The following is a 20676-nucleotide window of genomic DNA, read 5'->3' as shown; positions in this document are numbered from 1 at the left end:
GGGAAACCGGGTTTTTTGTGGTTTTCCCTGGACTGAAGCCCGCCGCAGACGGGCACCTCCGGGCAGGCATTGGTGTTCCAGGGCGAATCGGCCATCACGATCGATGACAAGGGCCGGCTGGCGATCCCGACCAGCTACCGCGACCTCGTGGCCGAGGCCGGCGGCAACCGCCTGGTGGTGACCTACAACCCGTTCGAGTCCGGCAGCCTCTACATCTACCCGCAGCCGGTGTGGGAGCGCGTGCGCGACCAGGTCAACGCGCTCCCGCGCACCCGCTCGGTCAACCGCCAGCTGCAGCTCAAGCTGGTCGGCGCGGCCACGTTCGTCGAGCCCGACGGCAACGGCCGCATCAGCATCCCCGCCAGCCACCGCCATGCCGTCGGCATCGAGAAGAAGGCCGTGCTGGTGGGCATGGGCGAGAAGTTCGAACTCTGGAGCGAGCAGGCACACCTGGCGCAGATCCGGCAGACGCTTGGCGACGCGGACCTGGGCGACGACCTGGTCGAGCTGCAGCTGTGACGGAGGGGCGCGCGGAAGCCCGGTCCGCGCACCTTCCGGTGATGTTCGAGCAGGTCATGGAAGGGCTGCGGGTGTTGGAGGACGGAACGTATCTGGACGGCACGTTCGGGCGCGGAGGCCATGCGCGCGGAGTGCTGGAGCGGTTGGGTAGCGGAGGCAGGCTGCTGCTGATGGACAAGGATCCCGAAGCGATTGCGGAGGCCGGGCGCGCGTTCGGCGCCGACGCGCGCGTCGCGATCCGCCGCGGCAGCTTCGCCGACATGGGCGCGTGGGACCTGGCCCGCCAGGGCCTCGACGGCGTGCTGCTCGACCTGGGCGTGTCCTCGCCGCAGCTCGACGTCGCCGAGCGCGGTTTCAGCTTTGGCAAGGACGGCCCGCTCGACATGCGCATGGACCCCGATTCCGGCGAGAGCGCGGCGCAGTGGCTGGCGCGCGCCGACGAGCGCGAGATCGCCGACGTGCTGTGGACCTACGGCGAGGAGCGGATGAGCCGGCGGATCGCGCGCGCGATCGTCGCCCGCCGCCGCGAACGTCCGCTCACCCGCACCGCCGAACTGGCCGAGCTGGTCGCCTCGGTGGTGCCGCGCGGGCGTGGCGACATCCACCCGGCCACGCGCACGTTCCAGGCGATCCGGATCCACGTCAACCGCGAGCTCGAGGACCTCGAGCGCGGCCTCGGCGCCGCCCACGACGCGCTGCGCCCGGGCGGGCGGCTGGCGGTGATCAGCTTCCATTCGCTCGAGGACCGCATCGTCAAGCGGTTCATCGCCGCGCGCGCCAAGGCGCCGCCCGGCAACCGCCGCCTGCCCGAGGCCACCGGCTTCGTGCCCACCCTGCGCCCGGTCGGCGGCGCCCGCAAGGCGGACGAGGCCGAAGTGGCCGCCAACCCGCGCGCCCGCAGCGCGGTGCTGCGGGTGGCCGAGAGGCTGCCGTCGGCCCGGGAGGCGCGCGCATGATCCGCTTGGCCCTGGTCGTGCTCGTGCTGGCCAACGTGATCTCCGCGATCGGCGTGGTGTACGCGCGCCACCAGCACCGCGAACTGTACGTGCAGCTCACCCGCCTGGAGCGCGAGCGCGACGAGCTGGACATCGAGTTCGGCCGGCTGCAGCTCGAGCAGGCCACCTGGGCGGAGAGCAACCGCATCGACCAGGTCGCGCGCTCGCGCCTGGGCATGAAGTTCCCGGCTACCGACGAGATCGTGGTGGTGCGGCCATGAGGTTCGTGCGCGCCAGCTCCGGGACCGCCAAGAAGCCGCGCCCGCGTGCGCAGTTCAACCTGCGCGGGCGGCTGATGCTGGTCGCCGGCGCGATGGGCCTGTGCGCGGTCGCGCTGGTGGTGCGCGCGGTGGACCTGCAGCTGGTGGACAACGACTTCTACCAGCGCAAGGCCGACGCGCGCTTCCTGCGCGAGGTGCCGATCCCGACCTCGCGCGGCATGATCACCGACCGCAACGGCGAGCCGCTGGCGGTGTCCTCGCCGGTCGAGTCGCTGTGGGCCAACCCGCAGGAACTGGCCAACGACCCGGACGCGATCGCGCGCCTGGCCGAGGCCACCAGCCTGCCCGTGGACTACCTCACGCGCTACGTCTCGCAGCGCAAGGACAAGGAGTTCATGTACGTGCCCGGGCATCGCCGGATCAACCCGGCGGTGGCGCAGAAGATCCTCGCGCTCAAGATCCCGGGCGTGTTCTCGCAGCGCGAGTTCCGCCGCTTCTACCCGCAGGGCGAGGCGGTCGCGCACGTGCTCGGCTTCACCAACATCGACGACCAGGGCCAGGAAGGCGTCGAGCTGGCCTTCGACGAGTGGCTGCGCGGCAAGCCCGGCCTGCAGAAGGTGATCCGCGACCGCCACGGCCGGATCGTCGAGCACGTCGACCTGGTCCGCCCGGCCGAGCCGGGCAAGGACCTGGTGCTGAGCATCGACCGCCGGATCCAGTTCCTGGCCTACCGCGAGCTCAAGCGCACCCTGCTCGAGACCCGCGCGGCCAGCGGCTCGGTGGTGATCCTGGACGTGGCCACCGGTGAAGTGCTGGCGATGGCCAACCTGCCGTCCTACAACAACAACAAGGTCAGCGGCGAGAACCGCGATGCCTACCGCAACCGCGCGGTCACCGACCTGTTCGAGCCCGGCTCGACCATCAAGCCGCTGACCGTGGCCGCCGGGCTCGAGGCCGGCGTGATCACCCCGACCACGCTCATCGACACCAACCCGGGCTGGATCCCGAACGGCCGCTACCGCACCAGCGACTTCCGCAACTACGGCGTGCTCGACGTCACCGGCGTGCTCACCAAGAGCTCGAACGTGGGCGTGTCCAAGATCGTGCGGATGCTGCCCGACCGCGAGTTCGACGCGTTCCTGCGCCGCTTCGGCTTCGGCTCCAGCACCGGCAGCGGGTTCCCGGGCGAGGCGCCGGGCACCTTCCCCACGCCCGACCGCTGGAGCGGCACCCACAAGCAGACCCTGTCCTACGGCTACGGCCTGTCGGCCACGCCGCTGCAGATCGCGCGCGCTTACGCGGCGATCGGCAACGGCGGGGTGATGGTGACGCCGACCTTCGTCAAGGGCGGGCATGCCGGCGGGTCGGTGCGCGTGCTCGACCCGGAAATCGCCGCCCAGGTGATGCAGATGATGCAGACCGTCACCGAGCCCGGCGGCACCGCCACCCGCGCCGCGATCCTGGGCTACCACGTGGCCGGCAAGACCGGCACCGCGCGCAAGTCCGCCGCCGGCGGCTACGCGCGCCGCTACGTCGCCTACTTCGCCGGCCTGGTGCCGGTGGAGCGGCCGCGGTTCGCGGTCACGGTGGTGGTCAACGACCCCGACCCCTCGGCCGGCGGTTCGACCTATGGCGGCGGCTACGTGTCCGCGCCGCTGTTCGCGCGGGTGATGGAGGGCGCGCTGCGGCTGATGGACGTGCCGCCGGACGACATCGAGACCTGGCTGGCCGCGCAGGCGGCCGGGGAAGGCGGGCGCGCGCGCGTCGCCGGCGCGGCCACGGGAGGCCGGCGATGAGCCGCACGGTGCCGCTCGCGCAGCTGCTGCCCGACGTGCCCGGGATCCCGGACGTCGCGGTCGCCGGGCTGGCGCTCGACAGTCGCGAACTGCGTCCGGGCGACGCCTTCGTCGCGGTCGCCGGCTTCGGCCGCCACGGCCTGCACTTCGCCGCCGACGCTGCGCGCGCCGGCGCGCGCGCGATCCTGTTCGAGCCGCCGGTGCCCGGCGACGTCCCGCCGCCGCCGCCCGGCGCGATCGCGGTGCCGGGCCTGCGCGCGCGCCTGGGCGAGCTCGCCGACGCCTTCCACGAACGGCCCTCGGCGCGGATGACCACGATCGGCGTCACCGGCACCAGCGGCAAGACCTCGACCGTGCAGCTGCTGGCCCAGGCGCTGGAGCTCAACGGCGTGCGCGCCGGCACCATCGGCACCCTCGGCGCCGGCCCCTACGGCCGCCCGCGCCCGACCGGCTTCACCACCCCGCTGGTGCTCACCACCCATGCGCTGCTCGCCGGGCTGCGCGACGAGGGCATGGACGCGGTGGCGATGGAGGTCAGCTCGCACGCGCTCGACCAGGGCCGCGTGGACGGCGTGCACTTCGCGGTCGCGGTGTTCACCAACCTCAGCCGCGACCACCTCGACTACCACCCCGACATGGCGCACTACGGCGCGACCAAGGCGCGCCTGTTCGCGATGCCCGGGCTGCGCGCGGCGGTGGTGAACCTGGACGATCCCTTCGGCCGCGGCCTGCTGCCAACCCTTCCGGCCACGCTCGAGGTGCTGGGCACCAGCGCCCGCGGCGCCGCGGACGCCGCGGTGCGCGCCACCGACGTGGTCCTCGACGGCAACGGCCTGTCCTTCCTGCTGCACATGGCCGGCCGCAGCTGGCCGGTGGCGTCGCCGCTGCTGGGGCGGTTCAACATCGACAACCTGCTGGTGGTGGCCGCGGTGATGCGGTCGCTGGGCCACGACCCGGACAGCATCGCCGCCACGCTCGGCCGGCTGCAGCCGATCCCGGGGCGCATGAACCGGATCGGCGGCGGCGACCGGCCGCTGGTGGTGGTCGACTACTCGCACAAGCCCGACCCGCTCGAGCAGGCGCTGCAGTCGCTGCGCGACCACCTGCGCGGCCGCCTGGTCTGCGTGTTCGGCTGCGGTGGCGAACGCGACGCCGGCAAGCGCCCGGTGATGGCCGCGATCGCCGAGCGCCTGGCCGACGAGGTGGTGGTCACCGACGACAATCCGCGCCACGAGGACGGCGATGCGATCGTGGCCGGGATCATGGCCGGTTTCGCCCACCCCGAGCGGGTGCGGATCGAGCGCGACCGGCGCGCCGCGATCACCGGGGCGATCACCCGCGCGCGCGCCGGCGACATCGTGCTGGTGGCCGGCAAGGGCCACGAGGACTACCAGGAAGTGGCGGGCGTGAAGCACCCGTTCGACGACGTCCGGGTCGCGCGCCAGGCGCTGCACGCGCTGGCGGCGGGGGAGGTGGCGCGATGAGGCCGCTGCCGCTTTCGCGCATCGCGCAGTGGACCGGCGGGCGCCTGCTCGGCGACGGCCAGGCCACGGACGTGCTGATCGACGCGGTCGAGACCGACACCCGCACGCTCGACGCACGCGACGGCCGCGGCGCGCTGTTCGTCGCGCTCAAGGGCAGCCACTTCGACGGCCACGACCACGTCGCCGCCGCCGCCGCCCAGGGTGCGCGCGCCGCGCTGGTCGCGCGCCAGGTCGAGGCGCCGCTGCCGCAGGTGCTGGTGGCCGACACCGAGCGCGCACTGGGGGCGCTGGCCGCCGCGCTGCAGCATGCGCGCCGGGGCCGGGTGGTCGGGATCACCGGCTCCAACGGCAAGACCAGCGTCAAGCAGCTCACCCTGGAGATCGCCTCGCGGGCGATGCGTGCCCATGCCAACCCCGGCAACCGCAACAACGAGATCGGCCTGCCGCTGTCGGTGATCGAGACCCCGGACGACGTGGACGTCGCGATCTACGAGATGGGCGCCGGCAAGCGCGACGACATCGCCTACCTGACCAGCATCGCGCGCCCGCACGTGGCGCTGGTCAACAACGTCGCCCCGGCGCACCTGGAGCGCATGCAGAGCCTGATGGGCATCGCCGAGACCAAGGGCGCGATCTACGAGGCGCTGCCCTACGACGGCACGGCGGTGATCAACGCCGACGACGCGTTCTCGCCGTATTTCGCCAACCGCGCCCAGGGCCGCCGGGTGCTGCGCTTCGGCCTGGAGGCCAGTGCCGACGTGACCGCGCGCGACATCGCCTGCGGCGACGAGGAGTCGCGCTTCACCCTGGTGGTGCCGGGCGCCAGCATCGGGGTGCGGTTGCCGCTGCCCGGTCGCCACAACATCGCCAATGCGCTGGCGGCCAGCTCGATCGCGCTGGCGCTGGGCGTGCCGCTGGACACGATCGCGGCGGCGCTGTCGGAAGCCGAGCCGGTCAAGGGCCGGCTGGTGCGCCACCGCCTGGCCAACGGCGCGATGCTGATCGACGACAGCTACAACGCCAATCCCGGCTCGCTCAACGCCGCGATCGACACCCTGGCCGCCGCCGCGGGCGAGAGCTGGCTGGTGCTGGGCGACATGCGCGAGCTGGGCGGCGACGCCGAGGCGCTGCACGCCGAGGCCGGGCGCCGCGCGCGCCGCGCGGGCATCGCCCGGGTGTACGCGATCGGGCCGTTGAGCCGGGCCGCCGCCGAGGCCTTCGGCGAGGGCGGCCGCCATTTCCAGAACCACGGCGCGCTGGTCGACGCCCTGCGGGTGGACCTGCACGCCGGCGTGCGGGTGCTGGTGAAGGGGTCGCGCGGCAGCGCGATGGACCGCGTGGTCGACGCGCTGCTGCCTGAAACAGGGGGACACGATGCTGCTTGAACTCGCGCGCTGGCTGCAGCAACACGAAGGCCTGTTCGGCCTGTTCGGCTACCTGACCTTCCGCGGCATCCTCGCCGCGCTGACCGCGCTGTTCCTGTCGCTGTGGTGGGGCCCGGCGGTGATCCGCAAGCTCGCCCAGTACAAGGGCGGCCAGCCGATCCGCCAGGACGGCCCGCAGTCGCATTTCTCCAAGGCCGGCACCCCGACCATGGGCGGCGCGCTGATCCTGTTCACGGTCACCGCCGCGGTGCTGCTGTGGGGCGACCTGCGCAACAAGTACGTGTGGGTGGTGCTGCTGGTGATGCTGGCCTTCGGTGCGATCGGCTGGTATGACGACTGGATCAAGATCGTCAGGCGCGACCCCAACGGCCTGAAGTCGCGCTGGAAGTACCTGCTGCAGTCGATCTTCGGCCTGGCCGCCGGCCTGTACCTGTACCTCTACGCCGACGTGCCGGCGGCCACGACCTTCTACGTGCCGCTGTTCAAGTCGGTGGCGCTCCCGCTGGCGGGCATCAGCTTCGTGGCGATCGCCTACTTCTGGATCGTCGGCTTCTCCAACGCGGTCAACCTCACCGACGGCCTCGACGGCCTGGCGATCATGCCCACGGTGCTTGTGGCCGGCGGCATCGCGGTGTTCGCCTACGCCTCGGGCCACGCCGAGTTCTCGCGCTATCTGCAGATCCCGCCGGTGCCGGGCGCGGGCGAGCTGATCATCATCTGCGCCGCGATCGCCGGCGCGGGCCTGGGCTTCCTGTGGTTCAACACCTACCCGGCGATGGTGTTCATGGGCGACATCGGCGCGCTGGCGCTGGGCGCGGTGCTCGGCACAATGGCCGTGATCGTGCGCCAGGAGCTGGTGCTGGTGGTCATGGGCGGCATCTTCGTGATCGAGACGCTGTCGGTGATGATCCAGGTGGCCAGCTTCAAGCTCACCGGCAAGCGCGTGTTCCGGATGGCGCCGATCCACCACCACTTCGAGCTCAAGGGCTGGCCGGAGCCGCGCGTGATCGTGCGCTTCTGGATCATTTCGGTGGTCCTGGTGCTGGTCGGCCTGGCAACGCTGAAGGTGCGCTGATGGCCGTGACCGCCGACTCCCGCATGTTCGAAAGCACCCGCCAGGCCACCCGCCTGGACGCCATCGAAGGCCGCTACGACGGCTGGCTGGTGGGCGTGGCGGTGGCGCTGGCGGCGTTCGGCGTGGTGATGGTCGCCTCGGCCTCGATCGCGGTCGCCGGCAACCTCGGCCAGGGCCCGTTCCACTACCTCGTCAAGCACGTGGTGTTCCTGGCGGTGGGCATCGCGCTGTGCGGCGTGGCGATGCGCACCGACCTGAAGCTGGTGGAGAAGTACCCGCGTGCGCTGCTGGCCGGCTGCGTGCTGCTGCTGCTGCTGGTGTTCATCCCCGGCCTGGGCTACTCGGTCAACGGCGCGCGCCGCTGGATCAGCTTCCGGGTCGCCAACTTCCAGGTGGTCGAGGCGGCCAAGGTGCTGTACCTGGTGTGGCTGGCCAGCTACCTGGTGCGCTTCCGCGACGAGGTCAACGCCACCTGGGCGGCGATGCTCAAGCCGATCGGCGTCGCCCTGCTGATGGTGCTGCTGCTGCTGGCGCAGCCGGACTTCGGCTCGGCGACGATGCTGCTGGCGGTGACCGCCGGGATGCTGGTCCTGGGCGGCGGGCACCTGCGCCGGATGCTGCTGCCGGTGGCGCTGCTGCTGCCGGCGCTGGTGGTGGTGGCGGTGGTCGAGCCCTACCGCCTGCGCCGCATCACCTCGTTCTGGAACCCGTGGGAAGACCAGCTCGGCGCCGGCTACCAGCTGAGCAACGCGCTGATGGCGATCGGCCGCGGCGAGCTCACCGGGGTGGGCCTGGGCGCGTCGATCCAGAAGCTGTCCTACCTGCCCGAGGCGCATACCGACTTCATCTTCTCGGTGATCGCCGAGGAGCTGGGCCTGGTCGGCGCGCTGTGCGTGATCGGCCTGTTCGCCGCGCTGGTGGGCCGCGCGTTCTGGATCGGCTACCGCTGCGTGGAGATGCGCCGCCATTTCGCCGGCTACGTGGCCTTCGGCGTGGCCCTGACCATCGGCCTGCAGGCGCTGGTGTCGATCGGCGTGAACCTCGGCCTGCTGCCGACCAAGGGCCTGACCCTGCCGCTGATCTCGGCCGGCGGCTCGAGCGTGATGATGACCTGCGTGGCGATCGGCCTGCTGCTGCGCGTGTCCTACGAACTCGACCGCGCCCAGCGCCAGGTCGCGCGCCTGCGCGGCGAGGGCGCGCGCGCGCCGGGCGGCGAGGGCCCGCCGCCGCCGCCGACCACGCAGCCGCCGCCGTCGGCGGTCGCCGGGGTGCGCGGCACCAGCCGCCTGCGTCCGCGCATCGAGCCCACCCTCGGCCAGGGCCCACTGGGCCATGGGAGGCGCCCGTGATTCGCCGCCTGCTTGCCGCCCGCGACCTCACCAAGGAGGGCATTGCCCGCTCGTTCTCGCGCGTGCATTTCGTCGGCGTCGGCGGCGCGGGCATGAGCGGCATCGCCGAGGTGCTGTGCACGCTCGGCTACCGGGTCTCGGGTTCGGACACCGCCGACAACGCCACCACCCGGCGCCTGGCCGAGCTGGGCGTGACCGTGCACCGCGGGCACGCGGCCGCGAACGTGCTCGGCTGCGATTGCGTGGTGGTCTCCAGCGCGATCCGCGCCGACAACCCCGAGCTGATGGAGGCGCGCGCGCAGCGCATCCCGGTCGTGCCGCGCGCCGAAATGCTGGCCGAGCTGATGCGCTTCCGCCGCGGGATCGCGGTTGCCGGCACCCACGGCAAGACCACGACCACGTCGCTCACCGCCAGCGTGCTGGCCGAAGGCGGGCTGGACCCGACCTTCGTGATCGGCGGCCAGCTGCTCGCCGCCGGGGCCAACGCACGCCTGGGCGGCGGCGACTGGCTGGTGGCCGAAGCCGACGAGAGCGACGGCAGCTTCCTGCGCCTGAACCCGCTGATCGCGGTGGTCACCAACATCGACGCCGACCACCTGGAGAACTACGGCGGCGATTTCGCCAGGGTCCAGGACGCGTTCCTGGAGTTCCTGCACCGGCTGCCGTTCTACGGCCTGGCGGTGCTGTGCGTGGACGACCCGGAGGTCGCGCGCCTGGCGGCGAACATGCCGCGCCACGCGATGACCTACGGCCTGTCGCCGGGCGCGGACGTACGCGCCGAGGACGTCGTCCAGCAAGGCCCGGCGATGCGCTTCACGCTGTGCCTGCCCGACGGCTCGCGCACCCCGGTGACCCTGGCCCTGCCGGGGCGCCACAACGTGCTCAACGCGCTGGCCGCCGCCTCGGTGGGCTGGCAGCTGGGCGTGGACACCGCGCGGATCGCCTCGGCGCTGGAGAAGTTCCAGGGCATCGGCCGCCGCTTCAACCTGCTGGCCACGCTGCGTACCGCGCAGGGCGCGCAGGTGCGGCTGGTGGACGACTACGGCCACCATCCGCGCGAACTGGCCGCGGTGTTCGAGGCCGCGCGCGGCGGCTGGCCGGACCGGCGCCTGGTGGTGGCGTTCCAGCCGCACCGCTACACCCGTACCCGCGACCAGTTCGACGACTTCGCCGCGGTGCTCTCCGACGTCGACGCGCTGGTGCTGACCGAGGTCTATCCGGCGGGCGAGGCGCCGATCGCCGGCGCCGACGCCAAGGCGCTGGCGCGCGCGATCCGCGCCCGCGGCCGGATCGACCCGGTGGTAGTGGGCAGCGCCCAGGAACTGCGCGAGGTGCTGCCCGACGTGCTGCTCGACGGCGACCTGCTGCTGATGATGGGCGCCGGCGACATCGGCCACGCCGCCCAGCAGCTGGCGCGCGAAGGTTTCCCGGAGGCCGCGCGATGAGCCTGGCCGTGCCCCCGCTGCGCATCACCGACCCGGCCGCGTTCGGCCGCGTGGCGGTGCTGATGGGCGGCACCAGTGCCGAGCGCGAGGTGTCGCTGCAGTCGGGCCAGGGCGTGCTCGAGGCGCTGCGCGCGCGCGGCGTGGATGCGCACGCGGTCGACGGCATCCCGGCCCTGGTCGAGGCGATCCGCGCCGGCACGGTCGATCGCGTGTTCAACATCCTCCACGGCAACCGCGGCGGCGGCGAGGACGGCGTGGTCCAGGGCCTGCTCCAGGCGCTGGGCGTGCCCTATACCGGCGCGGGCGTGCTCGGCAGCGCGCTGGCCATGGACAAGATCCGCACCAAGCAGGTGTGGATCGCCGAGGGCCTGCCGACCCCGCGCTTCGCGCGCGTGCCGCCCGGCGGCGACCTGCGCGCCGCGATCGCGAAGGTCGGGCTGCCCGCGTTCGCCAAGCCCTCTTGCGAGGGTTCGAGCGTGGGCGCCGCGCGGGTGGTGGGCGAGGGCGACATCGCCAACGCGGTCGGGGTCGCGCGCGCGTACGGCGGCGAGATGCTGGTCGAGGAAATGGTGGTGGGCGACGAGATCACCGTGGCCATCCTCGGCGATGTCGCGCTGCCGTCGATCCGGATCGTGCCCGCCGGTGAGTGGTACGACTACAACGCCAAGTACCTCGCCGACGACACCCAGTACCTGTGCCCGGGCCTGGACGAGGCCGGCGAGCGCGCGGCCGCCGGACTGGCGCTGGCCGCGTTCGTGGCCGCGGGCTGCAGCGGCTGGGGCCGGGTCGACCTGATGCGCGAGCGCGCCACCGGCCGCCTGCTGCTGCTGGAGGTCAACACCGCGCCGGGCATGACCAGCCATTCGCTGGTGCCCAAGGCCGCGGCGCAGGTGGGCATCGACTACGCCGAGCTGTGCTGGCGCGTGCTGGAGCAGACGGTATGAACGCGACGCTCCGCCGCATCCTCCAGGTGGGCGCGTGGGCGCTGGCCCTGGCGCTGGTCGCGCTGCCGGTGGTGGCGCTGGTCAACGGCTGGATCGGCGCCGAGCGCTGGCCGCTGCGCACGCTGCGGGTCACAGACGGGCTGGAGCGCGTGGACACCGCGCGCCTGCGCGAGGTGGTGGCGCCGCACGCGGCCGACGGCTTCTTCGCGATCCGCCTCGACCGCGTCCAGGCCGAGGTCGCCCGGCTGCCGTGGGTCGAGCGCGCCGAGGTGCGCAAGCTGTGGCCGGACGTGCTGGAGGTGCGCATCTCCGAGCACCGCCCGTTCGCGCGCTGGGGCGAGGACCGGCTGCTGTCCGAGCAGGGGCGCCTGTTCCCGGTGGAAGGCATCGAGGTGCCCGACGGCCTGCCCGAGCTCGACGGGCCCGACGCCCGCGTGGCCGACGTGGTCGCGCTGTACAACCAGGCGGGCGAGATCTTCATGGCCGGCGGGCTCTCGGTCCGGCGGCTGGTGCTCGACCGCCGCGACAGCTGGTCGCTGGTGCTGGACAACGGCATCGAAGTGACGGTCGGCAAGCAGGAAGCGCGGCTGCGCCTGCAGCGCTTCGCGCGGGTGCTGCCGCAGCTGCTGGCGCGCAGCGGGCAGACCCTGCGCCGCGCCGACCTGCGCTACACCAACGGCTTCGCCCTGGAATGGGGCGAGCCCGGACCTGCCGGCGGCGACGCGGGCGAGGGCGGCGCGCTGGCGTCGCTCACCCGCCACGACGCGCCCCCCGGCCTGCGTTCCCCCCTCGTGAATCCCGGCTCCCGCACATGAACCGCAAAGGCGACAAGGCCCTCATCGTCGGACTCGACATCGGCACCTCCAAGGTGGTGGCGCTGGTGGGCGAGTACTCCCCCGGCAACCCGATCGAGGTGATCGGCATTGGCAGCCACGAATCGCGCGGCCTCAAGCGCGGCGTGGTGGTCGACATCGAATCGACCGTGCAGTCGATCCAGCGCGCGATCGAGGAGGCCGAGCTGATGGCCGGCTGCGAGATCCGCAGCGTCTACGCCTCGATCTCGGGCAACCACGTGCAGTGCCGCAACTCCAACGGCATCGTCCCGATCCGCGACGGCGAGGTGACCTGGGCCGACCTGGACCGCGTGCTTGACGCGGCCAAGGCGGTGGCGATCCCGGCCGACCAGCGGATCCTGCACGCGATCCCGCGCGAGTACGTGCTCGACGACTCGCAGGAAGGCATCCGCAACCCGGTCGGCATGACCGGCGTGCGCCTGGAGGTGCAGGCGCACCTGGTGGTGTGCGCGCAGTCGGCCGCGGCCAACATCAGCAAGTGCGTGCAGCGCTGCGGCCTGCAGATCGACGACCTGGTGCTGTCGTCGCTGGCCTCGAGTACCGCGGTGCTCACCGGCGACGAGCGCGAGCTGGGCGTGGTGATGGTGGACATGGGCGCCGGCACCACCGACCTGGCGGTGTTCGTGCACGGTGCGATCTGCCACACCGCCTCGCTGCCGATCGCCGGCGACAAGGTTACCGAGGACATCGCGCACATGCTGCGCACGCCCACGCCCGAGGCCGAGCAGATCAAGGTCCGCTACGCCTGCGCGCTGGCGCAGCTGGCCACCAGCGAGGAGTCGATCCAGGTGCCCAGCGTGGGCGACCGCCCGCCGCGGCGGCTGCCGCGCCAGGCGCTGGCGCAGGCGGTGCAGGCCCGCTACGAGGAGATCTTCGAGATGGTCCAGGCCGAGCTGCGGCGCTCGGGCTTCGAGCAGCACGTGCGCGCCGGCATGGTGCTCACCGGCGGGGCCGCGAAGATGGAAGGCGTGGTCGAGCTGGCCGAGGAAATGCTGCAGATGCCGGTGCGCGTGGGTATCCCGCAGCACGTCACCGGCCTGGGCGAAGTGGTCAACAACCCGGTCCACGCCACCGGCGTGGGCCTGCTGCTGATGGGCAGCCAGATCGAGCACCCGCGCCGTCCGTCGTTGCCGACGGGCAAGGCCGGGACCCTGCTCAAGAAGCTGGCCACGTGGTTCCGGGGCGAGTTCTGAGCCCGCGGGGGGAACGGGGACGGGGAGGAGGCCGGCACGGGCCGGGCGAGGCGAAAGGCGGAGCGGAGGAGCACAACAGGTAAGCGGTCATCCAGTCGCAGGACACGAACACAGGCAACAAGGCGTCACACCAATAACAACGCCGGCGATGAGCGGAACGGAACCCGGGCGCAGGCCCTTCCGGACCCCAATCCCGGCTCCAACCGAGGACTAGGACATGGCACATTTCGAACTCGTGGAAAAGATGGCCCCGAACGCCGTCATCAAGGTGATCGGCGTGGGCGGCGGCGGCGGCAACGCGGTCGCGCACATGGTCAACAGCAGCGTCGACGGCGTTGAGTTCATCACCGCCAACACCGACGCCCAGGCGATCAGCAACTGCGGCGCCAAGCTCCAGCTGCAGCTCGGCTCCAGCGTCACCAAGGGCCTGGGCGCCGGCGCCAACCCCGAAGTCGGCCGCCAGGCCGCGCTCGAGGACCGCGAGATCATCATGGACGCGCTGCAGGGCGCCGACATGGTGTTCATCACCGCGGGCATGGGCGGCGGCACCGGCACCGGCGCGGCCCCGGTCGTCGCGCAGCTGGCCAAGGAGATGGGCATCCTCACCGTGGCCGTGGTGACCAAGCCGTTCCCGTTCGAGGGCCGTCGCCGCATGCAGGTGGCGCTCAAGGGCATCGAAGACCTCTCGGCGCATGTCGACTCGCTGATCACGATCCCGAACGAGAAGCTGATCACCGTGCTCGGCCGCAACGCCACCATGATCCAGGCGTTCCGCGCCGCCAACGACGTGCTGCTCGGCGCGGTGCAGGGCATCGCCGACCTGATCGTGCGCCCGGGCCTGATCAACGTCGACTTCGCCGACGTGCGCACCGTCATGTCCGAGATGGGCCTGGCGATGATGGGCACCGGCCACGCCCGCGGCGACGACCGCGCCCAGGCCGCGGCCGAGGCGGCGATCCAGAACCCGCTGCTCGACGACGTCAACCTGGCCGGCGCCAACGGCATCTTGGTCAACATCACCGCCGGCCCGGACTTCACCATGAGCGAGTTCGACGAGGTCGGCCGCACCGTGGAGAACTTCGCCAGCGAGGACGCGACCATCGTGATCGGCACCGTGCTCGACCCGGAGATGCAGGACGACGTGCGCGTGACCGTGGTGGCCACCGGCCTCAACCGCGCCAGCGTGCGCCCGCCGGTGCGCGGCGATGCCGGATTCGACGCTGGCGCCCGCCGCCCGCACGTGCAGCTGGTCAACACCGGCCGGCGCGATGGCACCACCGGGATGTTCCTGGACGATCCGGTCGAGGCGTTCAACTCCGGTTCGAGCATCGCCGGCGCCCTGCGCGGGCGCGCCGCGGCGGCGGCCGAGCCGGCGGCGCCGGCGCCGCAAGCGGCCGACTTCGGCGACAGCAACTACCTCGACATCCCGGCGTTCCTGCGCCGCCAGGCGGACTGACCCCCCAAGGTCGGTCCGGCCCGCACCCCGCCGCGGCGGGGGCGGGCGCCATGTCCGTTTCGCCGCCGGGCCGTGCCGGCCCGGCGGCTTTTCGGGCGACCTGCGCCCCGGCCGCTTGAATCCGGTTCAGGGCGTCGGGTGATAATCTGGGACGTTGCCCGGCGACGGGGAACTCCTGCAACAGGCCGTGACCCGATGCCGCAGCAACGCACCATCAAGAACGTCATCCGCGCCACCGGAGTGGGGCTGCACAGTGGCCAGAAGGTCTTCCTGACCCTGCGCCCGGCAGCGCCCGACACCGGCATCGTGTTTCGCCGCGTGGACCTGGACCCGGTGGTGGAGATCCCCGCCTCGGGCGAGCTGGTCAGCGAGACCACCCTGTGCACCGGCCTGTCGCGCGACGGCGCCAAGGTGCAGACCGTCGAGCACCTGATGTCGGCCCTGGCCGGGCTGGGCGTGGACAACCTCTACGTCGAACTGTCCGCGGCCGAGGTGCCGATCATGGACGGCTCCTCGGGTCCGTTCGTGTTCCTGCTGCAGTCGGCCGGGATCCTCGAGCAGGGCGTGCCCAAGCGCTTCATCCGCATCAAGCGCCCGGTCGAAGTGCGCGAGGGCGACAAGACCGCCCGGTTCGAGCCCTACGACGGCTTCCGACTCGGCTTCACCGTCGACTTCGACCACCCGGCGATCCCCAAGTCGCGCTCGCGCGCGGAGATCGAGTTCTCCACCGAGAACTACATCCGCGAGGTCAGCCGCGCCCGCACCTTCGGCTTCATGCGTGACCTGGAATACATGCGCGAGCGCAACCTCGGCCTCGGCGGCTCGATGGACAACGCGATCGTGCTCGACGAGTTCCGGGTGCTCAACGACGACGGCCTGCGCTACGCCGACGAATTCGTGCGCCACAAGATCCTCGACGCGATCGGCGACCTGTACCTCGCCGGGCGCCCGGTGCTGGGCGCGTTCGAGGGCTACAAGTCCGGGCACGCGCTCAACAACAAGCTGGTGCGCGCGCTGCTGGCCGACCGCGAGGCCTGGGAAGAAGTCAGCTTCCCGGTCGAGGCCCCGGCGCCGCTGGCCTACGGCAGTCCGCTGACCGCCTGACCGGCGGGCCGGCTGCCCGCCCGAATTGCGCATCTGCCTGCGTCCGGCCGCCGGAGGACCGGGCGCGCCCGCGGTCAGGCGGGTGTCACATTTCACGCGACGAGCGCCCCGATATAACGGTTATTTAACGAAATGGCAGCGTTTCGGCGGGGCAGGTTAACGCTTCGTGCAGACGCGGCCGCTAGGATGCGCTGTCCGCCTGGGCCGGCCGGAGCGCCGGGGAACCCCCGGGCGGGCGGTCGGACCCGGTCAGCGCCCGGACTCGCCGCCAGCGGCGGGCTCCGCGAGCGCGGCCAGCGCGGCGTGGAACGCTTCCTGCGTGGCCGCCGACCGGCCACCGTGGCCCGGCGTCGCACTCGCGCGCTGGCCGGCGGCAGCAGGGAGGTGCAGCGGTTCCCGGGTCGGCCGGATGACGACCTCGCGCACATCCAGCCCGACGGACCGGGCGGCGTCGATGAGCTCGGGCGCGGCCAGGCGCAGCCTGGCGTGCCAGACGGGGGAGTCGACGAGCATGACCAGCCGGCCCCCGGCCACGTTGGCCAGCCGCACGTGTGGGGCCAGGGCCTGGGGCAGGAGGGGACGCAGTTGGCGGTCGAGCGCGTCGAGCCCCAGGGCGCGGCGCACCGGATCGGCGCTGCTACCGGACAACAGCGCCTCGAGCGCCGTCTGCATGGTCGCGGAACGTTCCGCGCCAGGCACCTTGGGCGAACTGGACCGCCGTGGCAGCGAATCAGACATAGGCTATGACTCTACACACTATTTCCGTGCAGGCACTGTCGATACTCCGCGCGCTCGGCCGCGACCTGCATGCGCGCATGGCCGCCCGGCCGCTGGCGGCCGCCATCGTGCTGCTGGGCGCGGGAGTGCTGGTGGGCGGCGGGATCAACGCCGCCAACGTCGACCGCCTGCAGCGGCAGGTGGCCGGACAGGCCCGTTCGCTGGAGGAGACCCGGCGCGAGGCCCAGCGAGAGGTCAACGCCCTGGCGGCCCGCCTGGCCGAACTCCAGGCCCAGGCCAACCGCCTCAACGCCCTGGGCGAGCGCCTGACCCGGATCGCCAAGCTGGGCGACGGCGAGTTCGATTTCGGCGAGCCGGTGGGCATCGGCGGCGCCGAGCCCAGCCAGGACATGCCGGCGCGCGGCCTGGTGGAGGGCATGGATGGGGTCGAGGCCGGCTTCGCCCGCGCCGGGCGCCAGCTCTCGGTGCTCGAGGCGCTGCTGTTCGACCAGGAACTCGAGCGCAACGCCATGCCCTCGCGCTCGCCGGTCGCGGGCGGCTACGTCACCTCCGGTTTCGGCGGGCGGGCCGACCCGTTCGGCGGCGGCCGCCAGTTCCACAAGGGCATCGACTTCGACGCCCGCACCGGCGACCCGGTGCTGGCCGTGGGCGACGGCGTGGTCAGCTTCTCCGGCGTGCGCAGCGGCTACGGCAACGTGGTCGAGGTCGACCACGGAAACGGCTTCGTGACCCGCTACGCCCACAACTCCCGCAACATCGTGAAGGTGGGCGACCTGGTGCGGGTGGGCCAGGAGATCGCCAAGGCCGGCTCCACCGGCCGCTCCACCGGTGCCCACGTGCACCTGGAGGTCTGGGAGAACGGCCGCCTGCACAACCCGCGCAAGTTCCTGGAGCTGGACCGGCAGTAGCCCGGCCGGGATCCTGCCCCCTCCCACCGCAAGGGGGGCGGGGCGGATGGCGGCACGTCCTCCGATCCCACTCCCGACTCCCTCCCCCGCGTGCGGGGAGGGCCGGGGTGGGGGCAGGTCTCCCGGCCCGCGCCGCCGCCACGGTCTTGCAATCGCCCCCGGGCGCCACCACGGTACAATGCGCGTTGCCATCGAAAAGGGCGCCAGTTGCGCCCTTTTTCATTGCCGGTGCGCCCGAGCGGGCCCCGGCGCGGCCCCCGTCACAGTTCCCGGTACCCCAATGCTCAATCGCCTGCTCACCAGCGTCTTCGGCAGCCGCAACGACCGCCTCCTCAAGCAGCTGGGCGGGATCGTCAGGAAGATCAACGCCCTCGAACCGCAGATGCAGGCCCTCTCGGACGCCGAACTGCAGGCCAAGACCGGCGAGTTCCGCGAGCGCGTCGCCAATGGCGAGTCGCTCGACAAGCTCCTGCCCGAGGCCTTCGCCGTCTGCCGCGAGGCCAGCCTCCGGGTCCTGGGCATGCGCCACTACGACGTCCAGCTGATCGGCGGCATGGTCCTGCACATGGGCAAGATCGCCGAGATGCGCACCGGCGAGGGCAAGACCCTGGTCGCGACCCTGCCGGTCTACCTCAACGCCCTGGAAGGCAAGGGCGTGCACGTGGTGACGGTGAACGACTACCTCGCCCGCCGCGACGCCGCGCAGATGGGCCAGCTGTACAACTGGCTGGGGATGTCGGTCGGGGTGGTCTACCCGGGCATGCCGCATTCGGACAAGCGCGCCGCCTACGCCGCCGACATCACCTACGGCACCAACAACGAGTTCGGCTTCGACTACCTGCGCGACAACATGGCCATGTCGAAGGCCGACCGCCACCAGCGCGGCCTGCACTACGCCATCGTCGACGAGGTCGACTCGATCCTGATCGACGAGGCCCGCACCCCGCTGATCATCTCCGGCCCGGCCGACGAGTCGCCCGAGCTCTACCTCAAGGTCAACCAGGTCGTGCCGCACCTCACCCGCCAGGAGGTCGAGGACGGCATCGGCGACTACTGGGTGGACGAGAAGGGCAAGCAGGTGCACCTGTCCGAGGCCGGCCAGGAGCACGCCGAGCAGCTGCTGCACAAGGTCGGCATCCTCGAGGCCGGCGACAACCTGTACGCGCCGCACAACATCCACGTCGTCCACCACCTCAACGCCGCGCTGCGCGCGCACGCGCTGTTCCAGCGCGACGTGGACTACATCGTGCGCGATGGCGAGGTGATCATCGTCGACGAGTTCACCGGCCGCACCCTGCCGGGCCGGCGCTGGTCCGACGGCCTGCACCAGGCGGTCGAGGCCAAGGAGGGCGTGCCGGTCCAGCGCGAGAACCAGACGCTCGCCAGCATCACCTTCCAGAACCTGTTCCGCATGTACGGCAAGCTCGCCGGCATGACCGGCACCGCCGACACGGAAGCGTTCGAGTTCAGCAACATCTACGGCCTGGAAGTGGTGGTGATCCCCACCCACCGGCCGATGATCCGCGTCGACCACCCCGACGCGGTGTTCCTCAACCGCGCCGGCAAGTACCGCGCGGTGTGCCAGGAAATCAAGGAGTGCTACGAGCGCGGCCAGCCGGTGCTGGTGGGTACCACCTCGATCGAGGTGTCCGAGCTGCTGTCGCAGTTCCTGCGCAGCGAGAACATCCCGCACGAGGTGCTCAACGCCAAGCAGCACGAGCGCGAGGCGCAGATCATCGCCAACGCCGGCCGGCCCAAGGCCGTGACCATCGCCACCAACATGGCCGGTCGCGGCACCGACATCGTGCTCGGTGGCTCGCTGCAGGCCGAGCTCGCCGCGCTGGGCGAGGATGCGTCCGAGGCCGACAAGGCGCGCGTGCGCGAGGAGTGGCAGAAGCGCCACGACGAAGTGGTCGCGCTGGGCGGCCTGCACATCCTGGGCACCGAACGCCACGAGTCGCGGCGCATCGACAACCAGCTGCGCGGCCGTTCCGGCCGCCAGGGCGACCCGGGCTCGAGCCGCTTCTACCTGTCGCTCGAAGACAACCTGATGCGCATCTTCGCCGCCGACTGGGTGCAGAAGGTGATGGCGCGCATGGGGCTCAAGGAGGACGACATCATCGAGTCGCCGCTGGTCTCGCGGCAGATCGCCAATGCCCAGCGCAAGGTCGAGGCGCACAACTTCGACATCCGCAAGAACCTGCTCGAGTTCGACGACGTCAACAACGACCAGCGCAAGGTGATCTACGGCCAGCGCAACGAACTGCTCGAGGCCGAGAGCATCAAGGACAACATCGACGGCATCCGCGCCGACGTGGTGGCCGAGGTGGTCGAGCGCTTTGTCCCGCCCGACTCGATCGACGAGCAGTGGGACCTGCCGGGCCTGGAGGCGACGCTGGAGCAGGACTTCGGCCTGCGCCTGGACCTGCAGGGCCTGGCGAAGGCGAGCCGCGAGCTCGATGCCGACGGCATCCAGGACCACGTGCGCGAGGCGCTCGACCGGGTGTTCGAGGAGAAGGAAGCGCAGGTCGGCGCCGAGACCATGCGCGCGCTCGAGAAGCACATCATGCTCAGCGTGCTCGACGAGAACTGGAAGCAGCACCTGGCGCGCATGGACTACCTGCGCCAGGGCATCCACCTGCGCGGCTACGCGCAGAAGCAGCCCAAGCAGGAGTACAAGCGCGAGGCGTTCGAGCTGTTCAGCGAGATGCTCGACAAGGTCAAGCGCGAGGTGATCATGCTGCTGGCCCGGGTGCGCGTGCGCACCGAGGAGGAGGTGGCCGCGATCGAGGCGCAGGAGCGCGCCCAGGCCGAGGCGCGCCTGCGCCAGGCCGAGTTCCAGCATGCCGACGCCGGCGGCTACGGCGCCGACGAGGAAGCCGCGCAGCCCGACTACCAGCATGGCCCGCGCACTCCGATCGTGCGCGAGGGCGCCAAGATCGGCCGCAACGACCCGTGCCCCTGCGGCAGCGGCAAGAAGTACAAGCACTGCCACGGGCAGCTTTCCTGAGGACAGCCGCTCCTGCACCACCCGCCTGCCCGCATTCCGCCTGAGCGCCGCCCCCGCCATCGCGGGGGCAGGGCCGGATCCATGCCCGGGAAACCCGTGGCTCCGCTTGCGGGCCCCCCCGCCTGGAAGGGCAGATCCAACTCCCTCCCCCGCCTGCGGGAGAGGGTTGGGGTGGGGGCAAGCCGCTGGCGCCAGTGCCC

At 71.9% G+C, this 20676-nt stretch carries 17 protein-coding genes; 16 read left to right on the top strand and 1 reads right to left on the bottom strand.

The annotated features are described in order from the left end of the window. The first annotated feature begins 72 nt into the window (after positions 1-72). The 14 genes from mraZ (at position 73) to lpxC (ending at position 15820) form a co-directional block, all read left to right on the top strand. Positions 73-519, top strand: a complete 447-nt coding sequence (mraZ, locus tag FQY79_RS02855) for a division/cell wall cluster transcriptional repressor MraZ (RefSeq protein WP_146310541.1) — start codon at positions 73-75, stop codon at positions 517-519. Positions 520-560: 41 nt separating this feature from the next. Continuing rightward, positions 561-1475 carry a 16S rRNA (cytosine(1402)-N(4))-methyltransferase RsmH gene (gene rsmH, locus FQY79_RS02850; protein WP_146310539.1) on the top strand — a complete coding sequence of 305 codons (915 nt, stop codon included), beginning with the start codon at positions 561-563 and terminating at the stop codon, positions 1473-1475. Then, complete coding sequence (ftsL, locus tag FQY79_RS02845) at positions 1472-1735, top strand: cell division protein FtsL (protein WP_146310537.1); 264 nt, start codon at positions 1472-1474, stop codon at positions 1733-1735. Before rsmH ends, ftsL begins: the two co-directional genes overlap by 4 nt. Then, positions 1732-3531 carry a peptidoglycan D,D-transpeptidase FtsI family protein gene (locus FQY79_RS02840; RefSeq protein ID WP_146310535.1) on the top strand — a complete coding sequence of 600 codons (1800 nt, stop codon included), beginning with the start codon at positions 1732-1734 and terminating at the stop codon, positions 3529-3531. Before ftsL ends, FQY79_RS02840 begins: the two co-directional genes overlap by 4 nt. Next, complete coding sequence (locus tag FQY79_RS02835; RefSeq protein ID WP_146310533.1) at positions 3528-5015, top strand: UDP-N-acetylmuramoyl-L-alanyl-D-glutamate--2,6-diaminopimelate ligase; 1488 nt, start codon at positions 3528-3530, stop codon at positions 5013-5015. Before FQY79_RS02840 ends, FQY79_RS02835 begins: the two co-directional genes overlap by 4 nt. After that, complete coding sequence (locus FQY79_RS02830; RefSeq protein WP_146310531.1) at positions 5012-6400, top strand: UDP-N-acetylmuramoyl-tripeptide--D-alanyl-D-alanine ligase; 1389 nt, start codon at positions 5012-5014, stop codon at positions 6398-6400. The genes FQY79_RS02835 and FQY79_RS02830 overlap by 4 nt, the downstream gene beginning before the upstream one ends. Further along, the gene (mraY, locus tag FQY79_RS02825) at positions 6390-7475 is read left to right on the top strand and encodes a phospho-N-acetylmuramoyl-pentapeptide-transferase (protein ID WP_146310529.1); all 1086 of its coding nucleotides are present in this window, start codon (positions 6390-6392) and stop codon (positions 7473-7475) included. Before FQY79_RS02830 ends, mraY begins: the two co-directional genes overlap by 11 nt. Before the next feature lie 23 nt (positions 7476-7498). Continuing rightward, complete coding sequence (ftsW, locus tag FQY79_RS02820; RefSeq protein ID WP_146310842.1) at positions 7499-8824, top strand: putative lipid II flippase FtsW; 1326 nt, start codon at positions 7499-7501, stop codon at positions 8822-8824. Continuing rightward, positions 8821-10269 carry a UDP-N-acetylmuramate--L-alanine ligase gene (gene murC / locus FQY79_RS02815; protein WP_425463166.1) on the top strand — a complete coding sequence of 483 codons (1449 nt, stop codon included), beginning with the start codon at positions 8821-8823 and terminating at the stop codon, positions 10267-10269. The genes ftsW and murC overlap by 4 nt, the downstream gene beginning before the upstream one ends. Beyond that, positions 10266-11213: a D-alanine--D-alanine ligase gene (locus FQY79_RS02810; protein ID WP_146310527.1), complete on the top strand. Its 948-nt coding sequence runs from the start codon at positions 10266-10268 to the stop codon at positions 11211-11213. The genes murC and FQY79_RS02810 overlap by 4 nt, the downstream gene beginning before the upstream one ends. Beyond that, on the top strand, positions 11210-12028 hold the full coding sequence (locus FQY79_RS02805; protein ID WP_146310525.1) for a cell division protein FtsQ/DivIB: 819 nt from the start codon (positions 11210-11212) through the stop codon (positions 12026-12028). Before FQY79_RS02810 ends, FQY79_RS02805 begins: the two co-directional genes overlap by 4 nt. Further along, the gene (ftsA, locus tag FQY79_RS02800) at positions 12025-13260 is read left to right on the top strand and encodes a cell division protein FtsA (RefSeq protein ID WP_146310523.1); all 1236 of its coding nucleotides are present in this window, start codon (positions 12025-12027) and stop codon (positions 13258-13260) included. Before FQY79_RS02805 ends, ftsA begins: the two co-directional genes overlap by 4 nt. A 217-nt stretch (positions 13261-13477) precedes the next feature. Beyond that, positions 13478-14716 carry a cell division protein FtsZ gene (gene ftsZ, locus FQY79_RS02795; protein WP_146310521.1) on the top strand — a complete coding sequence of 413 codons (1239 nt, stop codon included), beginning with the start codon at positions 13478-13480 and terminating at the stop codon, positions 14714-14716. A 195-nt stretch (positions 14717-14911) separates the two neighbouring features. Continuing rightward, positions 14912-15820, top strand: a complete 909-nt coding sequence (gene lpxC, locus FQY79_RS02790) for a UDP-3-O-acyl-N-acetylglucosamine deacetylase (RefSeq protein ID WP_146310519.1) — start codon at positions 14912-14914, stop codon at positions 15818-15820. 249 nt (positions 15821-16069) lie between these two features. Here the strand turns inward: lpxC and FQY79_RS02785 are convergent, their stop codons facing one another. After that, positions 16070-16558 (bottom strand): DciA family protein, encoded by a 489-nt coding sequence (locus tag FQY79_RS02785; protein ID WP_146310517.1) that lies wholly within the window; start codon positions 16556-16558, stop codon positions 16070-16072. Between the two features lie 77 nt (positions 16559-16635). Here FQY79_RS02785 and FQY79_RS02780 point away from each other — a divergent pair, with 77 nt between their 5' ends. Beyond that, on the top strand, positions 16636-17466 hold the full coding sequence (locus FQY79_RS02780) for a M23 family metallopeptidase (RefSeq protein ID WP_246122988.1): 831 nt from the start codon (positions 16636-16638) through the stop codon (positions 17464-17466). Between the two features lie 280 nt (positions 17467-17746). Next, on the top strand, positions 17747-20476 hold the full coding sequence (secA, locus tag FQY79_RS02775; RefSeq protein WP_146310513.1) for a preprotein translocase subunit SecA: 2730 nt from the start codon (positions 17747-17749) through the stop codon (positions 20474-20476). Positions 20477-20676: the final 200 nt, after the last annotated feature.

The organism is Luteimonas wenzhouensis, assembly GCF_007859305.1.
GTDB lineage: Bacteria > Pseudomonadota > Gammaproteobacteria > Xanthomonadales > Xanthomonadaceae > Luteimonas > Luteimonas wenzhouensis.
Note: the sequence above shows the minus strand (reverse complement) of the source record. Positions and strands in the feature narration are given on the sequence as shown.

Coding starts and splice junctions, on each gene's coding strand:
- ftsW (WP_146310842.1), top strand. CDS start 7,499: ATGTTCGAAAGCACCCGCCAGGCCACCCGCCTGGACGCCATCGAAGGC.
- secA (WP_146310513.1), top strand. CDS start 17,747: ATGCTCAATCGCCTGCTCACCAGCGTCTTCGGCAGCCGCAACGACCGC.
- ftsL (WP_146310537.1), top strand. CDS start 1,472: ATGATCCGCTTGGCCCTGGTCGTGCTCGTGCTGGCCAACGTGATCTCC.
- mraY (WP_146310529.1), top strand. CDS start 6,390: ATGCTGCTTGAACTCGCGCGCTGGCTGCAGCAACACGAAGGCCTGTTC.
- FQY79_RS02830 (WP_146310531.1), top strand. CDS start 5,012: ATGAGGCCGCTGCCGCTTTCGCGCATCGCGCAGTGGACCGGCGGGCGC.
- lpxC (WP_146310519.1), top strand. CDS start 14,912: ATGCCGCAGCAACGCACCATCAAGAACGTCATCCGCGCCACCGGAGTG.
- ftsZ (WP_146310521.1), top strand. CDS start 13,478: ATGGCACATTTCGAACTCGTGGAAAAGATGGCCCCGAACGCCGTCATC.
- FQY79_RS02840 (WP_146310535.1), top strand. CDS start 1,732: ATGAGGTTCGTGCGCGCCAGCTCCGGGACCGCCAAGAAGCCGCGCCCG.
- FQY79_RS02785 (WP_146310517.1), bottom strand. CDS start 16,558: ATGTCTGATTCGCTGCCACGGCGGTCCAGTTCGCCCAAGGTGCCTGGC.
- FQY79_RS02835 (WP_146310533.1), top strand. CDS start 3,528: ATGAGCCGCACGGTGCCGCTCGCGCAGCTGCTGCCCGACGTGCCCGGG.
- FQY79_RS02810 (WP_146310527.1), top strand. CDS start 10,266: ATGAGCCTGGCCGTGCCCCCGCTGCGCATCACCGACCCGGCCGCGTTC.
- FQY79_RS02780 (WP_246122988.1), top strand. CDS start 16,636: ATGGCCGCCCGGCCGCTGGCGGCCGCCATCGTGCTGCTGGGCGCGGGA.
- FQY79_RS02805 (WP_146310525.1), top strand. CDS start 11,210: ATGAACGCGACGCTCCGCCGCATCCTCCAGGTGGGCGCGTGGGCGCTG.
- ftsA (WP_146310523.1), top strand. CDS start 12,025: ATGAACCGCAAAGGCGACAAGGCCCTCATCGTCGGACTCGACATCGGC.
- rsmH (WP_146310539.1), top strand. CDS start 561: ATGTTCGAGCAGGTCATGGAAGGGCTGCGGGTGTTGGAGGACGGAACG.